Here is a 10648-nt window from a genome sequence, read left to right as displayed (position 1 = left end):
CCCAAGTTAAAGGTCGGCTAGTTGTCCCTATTCTTTGCTAGCTGTTTTTTGATATACAAAGGCAATAACAGCTCCAACTATCCCATAATATAAAATGTCGATTACCGCTTCTGCAATATGACCAGTGCCATCCATCCAATTGGAAGTGGCATACCAAATAAGCCCCATCGAAATACCAACGAAGGCTCCGACTAAGGCACCAAATTGAAACCCTTGACCTATGGAATGATGTCCTCTGGCCCACTTACTGTACAATGTGCTTAACATAAGAGCTCCAAAAAGATTTCCTAGGGCTATAAGTCCTAAATTCGGTACCTCTTTCATCACATTGACCAAAGAGTGCTCCTCAAAGAATTCTGCTGTAGCAATACCCCAAATGAGGTATCCTAAGAAAAACATGACCACCCCTGCAACAAGAGTAGCCAACAAGTTTGATTTTGAAAACATGTTTGCTAATTAATGGTTATTAATATGATAAAAATATTAAATATAAATTAACAATTTGATAATTTAAACATATTATGATTATCAAATTGATTTTTTCCTGTCTTCGAAGCTGGTTTTGGAACTATCTTTTTTTAGCCATTTTGTAGTCAAATTGTATTTTTAGGGATCAAATCAAACAGAATGAAAAAAGCCTTACTATTTTTAGGAATTGTACTTCTATTCAATGCATGTAGCATGATAAATTCGAAACCTCTGGTAATAGGTCACCGCGGTGCCATGGGCCATGAAACGGAAAATACCTTGGCTTCAGTTCAAAAGGCTTTGGATTTAGGTGTGGATATGATTGAAATCGATGTGTTTATTATTGAAAGCGGTGAAATTGCAGTGTTTCACGACGAGCGCGTAGATCGATTGGCCAACAGCGGGGGCCGAATCGAGGAATACAACATATTCGACCTAAAACAACTGATTTTAGATGGGAACCATCAAATTCCAATGCTACAGGAAGTATTAGACCTAATCGACAACAAAGTGGCGCTTAATATTGAACTAAAGGGAGCCAATACCACAGAAAGGGTGGATTTTATCATTGATTATTACATAAAAGACCGAGGCTGGTCTCCAGATAATTTTATCATTTCCAGTTTTAAATGGGATGAGCTTAGAAAAATGCGTGAGCACAACCCATCCATTAAAGTAGCAGTGCTTACAGAAGAAGACCCTTCAGACGCCATAACTGTGGCGAAGGAACTAAATGCAGTCGCCATAAATCCAAACTTTAAGAAGTTAACTGCTGAAAATACATCCCAAATACAGGAAGAAGGATTCAAAGTGTACACTTGGACCGTAAATGAGCCAGAGGATATTCAACGTATGGTTGATTATGGAGTGGATGGCATCATCACGAACTATCCAGAACGAGTGGATTGATGTTTGACGTAATTGTAGCTGGAGGGGGTGCAGCTGGCTTTTATTCGGCCATTCAAATGGCGGAACATAACCCAAATCTCAAAATCGCCATTCTGGAACGGGGAAAAACCGTGCTTTCTAAAGTAAAAATATCAGGAGGAGGTCGGTGCAATGTTACCCAGGCCAAGTTTTTTGCCCAAGAATTGGTTGAAGGGTATCCGCGGGGACGAAAAGAGCTTCTTGGCCCTTTTCATGCACATGCCCCAGGAGATGTGATGGCTTTTTTTGAAGAACGCGGAGTGCCACTTAAAATAGAGGAAGACGGTAGAATATTTCCAAAAAGTGATTCCTCCCAAAGCATTATAGATTGTTTTTTGAAAGAGATTGAAAATCATGGAATCCAACTTTTAAAAAACAGTTCGATACAGGATTTTAAGAAACTGGAAAACGGTCATTGGCAAGTAACCACCAGGAATACCGATTATGAAGCACGTATTCTACTTTTGGCTACTGGAAGCAATACGAGGATTTGGAGTCAACTGCAAAATATGGGACATTCCATAGTCTCTCCCGTGCCGTCTTTGTTTACTTTCAATATCAACGATGACCGGATCAAGGGAATCCCTGGAATCAGCATTGACGCCACCGTTGAAATTCCACCTAAAAAAATATTTTCTTCAAATATTAGTGTTGAACTGAAAAGTGCACCAAAACAACATCCTGTTCTTGAATCTGAAGGCCCGGTCCTTATAACCCATTGGGGTTTAAGCGGGCCAGCAATTCTCAAATTATCCGCATGGGGAGCAAGAATTTTGGAAGATTACAAGTACAATTTCAGGATTACGGTCAATTGGACTCCTGAGTATTCCACTGCTTCCATGGAAGGGTTTTTGCGGGAGGTAAAAGAGGTGGAAGCAAAGAAAACGGTTTCAAGGACGCAAGCCATTTCCATTCCAAAGCGATTATGGATTCGGTTGGTTTCTGCCGCAGGAATATCTAAAGAACTTCGGTGGGGTGAAGTCAATAAAGAACAGCTTAAAAACCTGTCTGAGCAGCTTACCGCTTGTTCATTTAAGGTGGAGGGGAAAAGCACCTTCAAAGAAGAATTTGTTACCGCCGGTGGGGTTGATTTAAAAGAAATCAACTTCAAAACCTTTGAAAGCAAATTGTTCCCCAATCTCTTCTTCGCTGGGGAAATAATAAATGTTGATGGGATTACAGGAGGCTATAATTTCCAAAATGCCTGGACTGGAGCTTATCTTGCTGCTAAAGAAATCGCATCAAGAAATTTATTGCAACCAGATAGATAAAAAAGCGGCTACCGCTGCACCCAAAATAGGACCAATTACAGGAATCCATGAATATCCCCATCCATTAGAGCCTTTATTTTTTATAGGAAGCAGCGCATGCACTATTCTTGGGCCAAGGTCGCGAGCAGGATTTATAGCGTATCCTGTGGTCCCACCCAAGGAAAGTCCTATTCCCCAAACAATTAGAGCTACAGGTAGCGCACCAAGTGACCCCAATCCGATGATACTATTATCTTTCATCATGGTAGCGTCCGTAAAATAAAGTACGGCAAAAACCAAAACAAAAGTTCCAACTATCTCGGTCAAAAGGTTGGTTAAAATGTTTGGAATTGCTGGGGCATTGCAAAATACAGCTCGTTTGCTATTTCCGTCTTCGGTGGCATCAAAATGGTCTTTATGAATTAACCATACGAAAAATGCGCCCAACATGGCCCCAATGAACTGAGCAATTATATAATTGGGAACATCATAGATTGAAAATTCACCTGAAAGGGCTAAACCAATGGTCACCGCAGGGTTCATATGCGCCCCACTATAAGGACCGGCAACCACGACTCCTGTATATACTGCAAATGCCCATCCGGTGGTAATTACAATCCAACCAGACTGGCTGCCAAAAGTCCCTTTAAGGGATACATTGGCGTTAACCCCGCATCCCAAAAGAATCAATAAGAAGGTACCAACAATCTCGGCAACAAAGGGTGTCATGCTGAATTGTATTAAGTGGTTTTAGTCCAATGTTCCAAAGCATCAATGGCTCGATACCAACCTTTGATCCCATTTTCAATAGTTTCTCTTTCGGTTGTGGGATTGAAGCGTACATCAGTTTCCCATATTTTCTGAATTTCCTCGGCACTTTCCCAAAAGCCTACGGCTAGACCCGCTAAATAGGCAGCTCCCATAACTGTAGTCTCTACAATTTTTGGTCGGACGGCAACTGTATTCAAGACGTCGGCTTGAAATTGCATCAGCATATTGTTCACAGTGGCCCCACCATCAACACGCAGTTCTTTAATCGAGATTCCTGAATCCGCTTCCATCGCCTTTAAAATATCCATGGTTTGATAGGCAATAGATTCCAACGCTGCTCTTGCAATATGTGCATCTGTACTTCCACGAGTCAAACCAAAAATGGTTCCTTGAGCATATTGATTCCAATGGGGAGCACCCAAACCTGCAAATGCTGGAACAAAATATACCCCTTCGGATGAATCAATGGAACCAGCCAAATCTTCAACGTCCGAAGAATTTTTGATGACCTTCAGGCTATCACGCAACCATTGTACAACGGCTCCTGCAATAAAGATACTTCCTTCAAGGGCGTATTCTGTTTTTCCATTAATTTTCCAGGCCACAGTCGTAAGCAGATTGTTTTTCGAGACAATGGGTTTTTCACCAATATTCATCAGCATAAAACAACCAGTACCGTATGTATTCTTTACCATGCCTTGTTTGGTGCACATTTGACCAAACAATGCGGCTTGTTGATCACCCGCAATTCCCGAGATTGGAATTTTGGCGGCAAAAAAATTGGGTCCAGTATGTCCGTAGACTTCACTGGATTGTCTTACCTCAGGAAGCATACTTTTTGGAATGGTCAGTAGTTCCAATAGCTCGTCATCCCAATCCATGGTATTGATATTAAAAATAAGCGAGCGGCAAGCATTGGTAACGTCGGTAACATGTAATTGACCTTCGGTCATTTTCCAAATGAGCCAAGTGTCAATAGTACCCAGTACCAAATCTCCTGCCTCAGCTTTTTCTCGAGCTCCCTCAACATTATCCAATATCCATTTCACCTTGGTTCCCGAAAAATAGGAGTCAATGACCAAACCTGTTTTTTCTCGAATCATCTCGGATTTCCCCTGACTTTTCAACTCATCGCAATATGCTGAGGTACGTTTGTCTTGCCAGACAATTGCGTTATAGATGGGTTCACCGGTATTTTTGTCCCAAACCACGACAGTTTCTCTTTGATTGGTTATTCCAATCGCCGCGATTTGGTCTCCCTTAATCCCTTTTTTGCTTACAGCTTCGGCTGCCATTCCTGCTTGGGTGGCCCATATTTCTGTAGCATCATGTTCAACCCATCCTGGTTTTGGGAAAATCTGGGTGAACTCTTTTTGGGCAACGGAAACAATGGTACCTTGTTTATCGACCACGACAGCCCTTGAACTGGTAGTGCCTTGGTCCAAGGCAAGTATATACTGACTCATTTTGGTTAATTTAACATCGCTGAATTTACTAAAATTAATCGGAGTTGTTGGGTCAAAATTTAAAATTCAATTCATGAAGAAATATATCGCCCTTTTAAGGGGAATCAATGTAGGTGGGCATAAAAAAATCAAAATGGCAGAACTTCGAGAAGTACTATCATCCAATGGGTTTCAAAAAGTGCAAACCTACATTCAAAGTGGTAATATTCTCTTTCAGTCAGAAAAACAAACACCGCTGGAACTAGCTAAAAAAATCAATCAACTTGTTGAAGAGAATTTTGGATTCCAAGTCCCTGTTTTGGTACTTCCTGCTGAGGACCTACCAAAAATTTTGAATGATAATCCTTTTGAAGAAAACACTGAAGACAACCATCTGTTTTTTACCTTACTGAAGACTCAACCAGAAGCAGAAAAAGTTTCGCATTTCAAAGAATATCAATTTGAGAATGAGGATTTCCATTTCACGAAGAATTGTGTGTATCTCAGTTTCACAGGAAACTATAGAAATGCAAAGCTCAATAATAATTTTATAGAAAATAAACTGAAGGTTGAGGCTACCACACGCAATCTAAAAACGATGCAAAAACTTCTGGAGCTATCTATGGACTAGTTGAGTTGCCAAATGGCAAAATTTAGAATGGTAGCGAAACCAACCCATAACAAATATGGAATTAAAAGGAGAGCAGCAAGCTTGCTTACAACCCTAAACCACCGAATGGTGAGAAGAATCAGGGTTAAAAGGACCAGGATAACAATCAAGGCCCAAAAAGGATTTTGGAATCCAAAGAAAACAATACTCCACAACGCGTTGAATAAGAGCTGAAATCCAAAATGGTACAATGCGGTTTTAACCCATATATGATGAAATCCTTTGGACCATACAATGCCAGCAGCAACTCCCATTAGAATATACAGCACCGTCCAAACTGGCGCAAAAACAGCATTTGGTGGGTTGAAACTGGGCTTGTTCAGCGTGGTATACCAGGTATTCACCGAGCTTTGGGTGGCAAAACTGGAAAGAAAGCCGATGAGCAGGCAGATGAGTACTGCAATACCGATATTGGTGACTTTCTTTTTCATGATCAGTGTTGGTTCCCTAAAATAACAATTTATTTCATTCTTCGATTGGGGCTGGCAAAGCATGCATATCTTTGCTCAAATTTTATTGGATGACGGAAAACGACTTTAAAGCAAAATCGTATACCAACTTTCCCGAAAGTGGAAAGGTAGGCTGGAAGGCACCAAGTAATATCGCATTGGTCAAGTACTGGGGTAAGAAGGCCAATCAAATTCCTGCCAATCCTTCAATAAGTTTCACCTTGGATGCTTGTGCTACCACCACACAGGTTTCATTTAGCAGAAAGGAAATAGATTCCGATGACTTTTCGTTTGAATTACTGTTTGAAGGCAAACCTAAAGAAGATTTCAAGCCCAAGATTCAAACCTTTTTGGAAAGGATAGAACCCTACCTGCCTTTTTTGAAGAAGTATCACTTTGCTATTGAAACTTCCAATTCATTTCCCCATAGCAGTGGTATCGCTTCGTCTGCCAGTGGCATGTCTGCCCTGGCCTTATGTTTTTTGAGCATTGAACACAAAATCCAGCATATGGAAGCCGATTTTTTCACTAAAAAGGCTTCTTTCTTAGCCAGACTAGGCTCAGGAAGTGCTTGTAGAAGCATTGAAGGGGATCTGGTCCAATGGGGCAAATATGAAGGAATAGAAGGCAGTTCAGATTTATATGGGGTAAGGTGTCCTTATGAAGTACATCCGATTTTCAAAAATTATCACGATACGATATTACTGGTACACAAAGGTCAAAAACAGGTAAGCAGCACGGTAGGCCATAACTTGATGCATAACCATCCCTATGCTGAAAAGCGGTTTGAACAAGCGCATACAAACTTGGATAAATTGAAGCCCATTTTGGCCGAGGGGAATCTTGAGGCCTTTATGGAGGTTGTGGAAAGTGAGGCCTTGACCCTGCATGCCATGATGATGACTAGTATGCCCTATTTCATTTTGATGATGCCCGATACTTTGGAAATTATAAATAAACTATGGGCGTTTCGAAGGGCGACAAAGACCCCAATTTGCTTTACTTTGGATGCGGGAGCCAATGTGCATGTATTGTATCCAGATTCAGTGAAAGAAAAAGCGATTCAATTTATTCAGGATGAACTAGTTGCGCATTGCGAGAATGGACACTATATTTGCGATCAAATTGGTACAGGAGCCAAGAAATTTTTTGAGGAATAGTATAATCTCGGGCAGCTTGAAACGTTATTGTTAGTTTAAACTAGAGTTGGAGTTAAGTAGAACCGACTTTTTTGTTTATCTTTATTTTGAAAAAGGTTAAACAAAATCTTTTGAAAGCATGAAAGGACCACTTTTTTACTCTAAAATTTTGCTTTTTGGGGAGTATGGAATCATCAAGGATTCTAAAGGACTTTCCATCCCCTATAACTTTTTTAAGGGAGCGTTGAAGACGGATGAAAATTCATCCGAATCAGCAAAAGCGTCCAATGAAAGTCTAAAGCGCTTTGTTGATTATTTAAAGGAAATGGAGTTCCATGAGTCTAATTTGGTTTCTTTCGATTTTCTAAAATTGGATACTGACGTTGCCGATGGAATGTACTTCGATAGCTCCATTCCCCAAGGTTATGGAATAGGCAGTAGTGGTGCTTTGGTAGCCGCGATTTATGATAAGTATGCCAATAATAAAATCACGGTTTTAGAGAATTTGACTCGTGAAAAACTGTTGACGCTAAAATCCATATTTTCTAAAATGGAATCTTTTTTCCATGGGAAATCCTCAGGCCTTGACCCGTTGAACAGTTATTTGAGTCTTCCCATTTTAATAAACTCAAAAGACAATATTGAATCCACAAGCATACCTTCCCAAAACAAAGAAGGAAAAGGTGCTGTTTTCTTATTGGATAGTGGTATGACGGGTGAAACCGCTCCCATGGTGCAGATTTTCATGGAGAAAATGAAGCAGGAAGGTTTCAGAAATATGCTTAAAGACCAATTCATTAAACATACGGATGCTTGCGTTGAAGATTTTCTTAGCGGAAATGTAAAATCACTTTTTGGAAATCTTAAAGAACTCTCCCATGTGGTTTTGGACAACTTCAAGCCCATGATTCCTTCGAAGTTCCATGATTTATGGCAAAAGGGAATAGAAAGTAACGATTACTATCTAAAGCTTTGCGGTTCAGGTGGCGGTGGATATATACTTGGATTCACCCAAGACTTTGAAAAAGCCAAAAAAGCGTTGAGCGGTCATAAATTGGAAGTGGTATACAACTTCTAATCCCATATCATGCTTAGTAGAAGAAATAAACTCTTGCTGTTCAAGCTTTTGAGTTTGTTTTCCGTTGTTCGTGGTTATAATATTCTGGTAATCACCCTCGCACAATATTTGACTTCCATCTACATTCTTTCTCCGAATCTACCCTTGCGAGAAGTAGTGTTGGATTTTAATCTTTTTTTGATAGTTACCGCATCGGCATTGGTCATCGCCAGTGGGTATATCATCAACAATTTTTATGATGCGGAAAAGGATTTGATCAACAAACCCACCAAAAGCATGTTGGATAGATTGGTTAGTCAACGCTTTAAATTGACCACTTATTTTATCCTAAATTTTTTAGCAGTTTTTGCGGCAAGTTATATTTCGTTTCGGGCTGTATTCTTCTTTTCGGCATATATTTTTGGCATCTGGATTTACTCCCATAAGCTAAAACGCATTCCTTTTTTGGGAAATCTTGTCTCGGCTACTTTGGCTATTGCACCATTTTTCGTGGTGTTTGTCTACTACCGAAACTTTGAAACCGTGATTTTTGTGCATGCTCTTTTTCTATTTCTGCTTATTCTAGCCAGGGAATTGATCAAAGACCTTGAAAATATGGCCGGAGACATGGCACAGAACTATAAAACGATACCGATACTTTATGGTCCCAAGGTTTCCAAGTTCCTCATTGGATTACTAATTTTTTTGACATTGATTCCAGCCCTATTGCTTATCAAGATTTTTGATGTTGGCTATATGTATCTCTACTTTTGGATGTGCGTGGCCCTGCTTGGACTTTTTATCATTTTGTTGGCTAAGGCCAGTTCCAAAAAGCACTATGTTTGGCTCCACAATATTTTGAAGTTCATCATTGTTGCAGGAGTTTTTAGCATTCTGCTTATTGATGTAGACCTCGTACTAAACCGAATTTTATAATGGAAGACAAGTTAAAAGTAGCTTTGGCACAAATTGCCCCAGTATGGTTGAATAAGGAAGCTACTCTAGATAAAGTCACGCGAACTGTCACCGAAGCGGCAGATAACGGTGCGGAATTGGTGGTGTTCGGGGAAGCTTTTCTGCCTGGATACCCATTTTGGTTGGCCTATACGGAGGGAGCTGCATGGGATTTAAAGGTCAATAAGGAACTGCATGCCCATTATACCAGAAACTCCATTCAAATTGAAGCTGGAGAACTGGATGGTTTATGCCGACTAGCAAAGGAAAAGAACATTGCCATTTATCTGGGGATGATGGAGCGTGCAAAGGACAGGGGAGGACACAGTTTGTATTGTTCATTGGTTTACATCGACGCGAATGGGGTGATTCAATCAGTACATCGTAAACTACAACCTACCTATGATGAGCGACTCACTTGGGCACCTGGCGACGGAAACGGACTGAGGGTACATTCGTTAAAAAAGTTTACCGTGGGAGGCCTGAATTGTTGGGAGAACTGGATGCCTTTACCTCGGACAGCACTATATGCGCAAGGTGAAAATTTACACATTGCTGTATGGCCTGGGGGATTGCACAATACCAAGGATATTACTCGATTTATTGCACGGGAATCACGGGGCTACGTGATTTCTGTTTCTTCTTTGATGGGGATAGATGATTTTCCGAAGGATACACCTCATTTGGAAGCCATTTTGGAAAAAGCCCCAAAGGTACTGGCGGATGGAGGTTCTTGCATCGCTGGACCTGATGGGGAATGGGAAGTTGAGCCCATTGTGGATAAGGAAGGGCTCATATACCATACTTTAGACATCAATCGAGTGTATCAAGAACATCAAAATTTTGACCCTGTTGGTCATTATTCCCGACCTGATGTGACCCAACTTACGGTAAATAGGGAAAGACAATCCACACTCAAAATAGAAGAATAGAGGACACAGCTATCTATAAAGGTGTTTTCCAAAAAAAGGACACCAAAACCCGATAGTTTGATGCCCTTTTTACCGTTTTTTGATTGCTCATAATTTTAACTGGTGTAACTGTTTCGTTCTTCAAGGGCTTCACTCAGATACTGAACAAACTCGTATTGATTGCCATCAGCATCCGCAAAGTAATCCCGGATTCTAAATTGTTCTATTTGTTTAGGATAGTCTCGCTTATAACCGTTTTTTAAGAGATTTGCAGCAATCTCCTCCACGTTGGGAACTACAAATCCAATGTGGTTAATGCCCACACCGTCATAATTCTTGATCACTTTTGTTTCCTTATGTATAGCCTGATTAATGGCTACATAGGTGTAATCGTCACCAAGATGAACCCATTCCCTTAAATCATTTCCAGCTCCTCGTATTTTGAAGTGTGGAAAGGCCGTTTGGAAAAATTTGACGGCTTCTTGAAGATTATTGACTGTAATGTTGGCGTGTTCCAAGTAAATCTGCTGCTTCATAGTATCTTGATTTTTGTTCGGTACAAATTTCAACATTGAAGCAAAGGCAAAAAACGACCCTAAGTACAGAT

General features: G+C 40.5%; 12 protein-coding genes. 7 read left to right on the top strand and 5 right to left on the bottom strand.

Annotation, left to right across the window (positions count from 1 at the left end):
• Positions 1–27 precede the first annotated feature (27 nt).
• Positions 28–447, bottom strand: coding sequence for a hypothetical protein (locus tag ACSLUF_RS15745; RefSeq protein WP_435623613.1), 420 nt, complete (start codon positions 445–447; stop codon positions 28–30).
• Between the two features lie 180 nt (positions 448–627).
• On the opposite strand from ACSLUF_RS15745, the gene ACSLUF_RS15740 reads away from it, so the two are divergent.
• Together ACSLUF_RS15740 and ACSLUF_RS15735 are read left to right on the top strand one after the other, a co-directional pair.
• Positions 628–1377 carry a glycerophosphodiester phosphodiesterase gene (locus ACSLUF_RS15740; RefSeq protein ID WP_435623612.1) on the top strand — a complete coding sequence of 250 codons (750 nt, stop codon included), beginning with the start codon at positions 628–630 and terminating at the stop codon, positions 1375–1377.
• A complete protein-coding gene (locus tag ACSLUF_RS15735) occupies positions 1377–2666 on the top strand; it encodes an NAD(P)/FAD-dependent oxidoreductase (protein WP_435623611.1) in 1290 nt (429 codons plus the stop codon). The genes ACSLUF_RS15740 and ACSLUF_RS15735 overlap by 1 nt, the downstream gene beginning before the upstream one ends.
• On the opposite strand, the gene ACSLUF_RS15730 is transcribed toward ACSLUF_RS15735, so the two are convergent.
• On the bottom strand, positions 2646–3374 hold the full coding sequence (locus ACSLUF_RS15730; RefSeq protein ID WP_435623610.1) for an MIP/aquaporin family protein: 729 nt from the start codon (positions 3372–3374) through the stop codon (positions 2646–2648). The two genes, ACSLUF_RS15735 and ACSLUF_RS15730, sit on opposite strands and share 21 nt — an antisense overlap.
• An 11-nt stretch (positions 3375–3385) precedes the next feature.
• Positions 3386–4882 carry a glycerol kinase GlpK gene (glpK, locus tag ACSLUF_RS15725; RefSeq protein WP_435623609.1) on the bottom strand — a complete coding sequence of 499 codons (1497 nt, stop codon included), beginning with the start codon at positions 4880–4882 and terminating at the stop codon, positions 3386–3388.
• Between the two features lie 73 nt (positions 4883–4955).
• On the opposite strand from glpK, the gene ACSLUF_RS15720 reads away from it, so the two are divergent.
• Positions 4956–5492: a DUF1697 domain-containing protein gene (locus tag ACSLUF_RS15720; protein ID WP_435623608.1), complete on the top strand. Its 537-nt coding sequence runs from the start codon at positions 4956–4958 to the stop codon at positions 5490–5492.
• Here the strand turns inward: ACSLUF_RS15720 and ACSLUF_RS15715 are convergent.
• Positions 5489–5962: a TspO/MBR family protein gene (locus tag ACSLUF_RS15715; RefSeq protein WP_435623607.1), complete on the bottom strand. Its 474-nt coding sequence runs from the start codon at positions 5960–5962 to the stop codon at positions 5489–5491. The two genes, ACSLUF_RS15720 and ACSLUF_RS15715, sit on opposite strands and share 4 nt — an antisense overlap.
• Before the next feature lie 89 nt (positions 5963–6051).
• On the opposite strand from ACSLUF_RS15715, the gene ACSLUF_RS15710 reads away from it, so the two are divergent.
• From ACSLUF_RS15710 to ACSLUF_RS15695, 4 genes are all read left to right on the top strand, one after another.
• Positions 6052–7140, top strand: a complete 1089-nt coding sequence (locus ACSLUF_RS15710; RefSeq protein ID WP_435623606.1) for a diphosphomevalonate/mevalonate 3,5-bisphosphate decarboxylase family protein — start codon at positions 6052–6054, stop codon at positions 7138–7140.
• 118 nt (positions 7141–7258) lie between these two features.
• The gene (locus tag ACSLUF_RS15705; RefSeq protein ID WP_435623605.1) at positions 7259–8197 is read left to right on the top strand and encodes a mevalonate kinase family protein; all 939 of its coding nucleotides are present in this window, start codon (positions 7259–7261) and stop codon (positions 8195–8197) included.
• 9 nt (positions 8198–8206) lie between these two features.
• Complete coding sequence (locus ACSLUF_RS15700; RefSeq protein WP_435623604.1) at positions 8207–9112, top strand: geranylgeranylglycerol-phosphate geranylgeranyltransferase; 906 nt, start codon at positions 8207–8209, stop codon at positions 9110–9112.
• On the top strand, positions 9112–10062 hold the full coding sequence (locus ACSLUF_RS15695; RefSeq protein WP_435623603.1) for a carbon-nitrogen hydrolase family protein: 951 nt from the start codon (positions 9112–9114) through the stop codon (positions 10060–10062). The genes ACSLUF_RS15700 and ACSLUF_RS15695 overlap by 1 nt, the downstream gene beginning before the upstream one ends.
• 95 nt (positions 10063–10157) lie before the next feature.
• On the opposite strand, the gene ACSLUF_RS15690 is transcribed toward ACSLUF_RS15695, so the two are convergent.
• Positions 10158–10577: a VOC family protein gene (locus tag ACSLUF_RS15690; protein WP_435623602.1), complete on the bottom strand. Its 420-nt coding sequence runs from the start codon at positions 10575–10577 to the stop codon at positions 10158–10160.
• Positions 10578–10648 lie beyond the last annotated feature (71 nt).

This window comes from Flagellimonas sp., from assembly GCF_965601775.1.
In the GTDB taxonomy this organism is placed as follows: domain Bacteria; phylum Bacteroidota; class Bacteroidia; order Flavobacteriales; family Flavobacteriaceae; genus Flagellimonas.
This window is presented reverse-complemented; position numbering and strand designations above follow the sequence as displayed.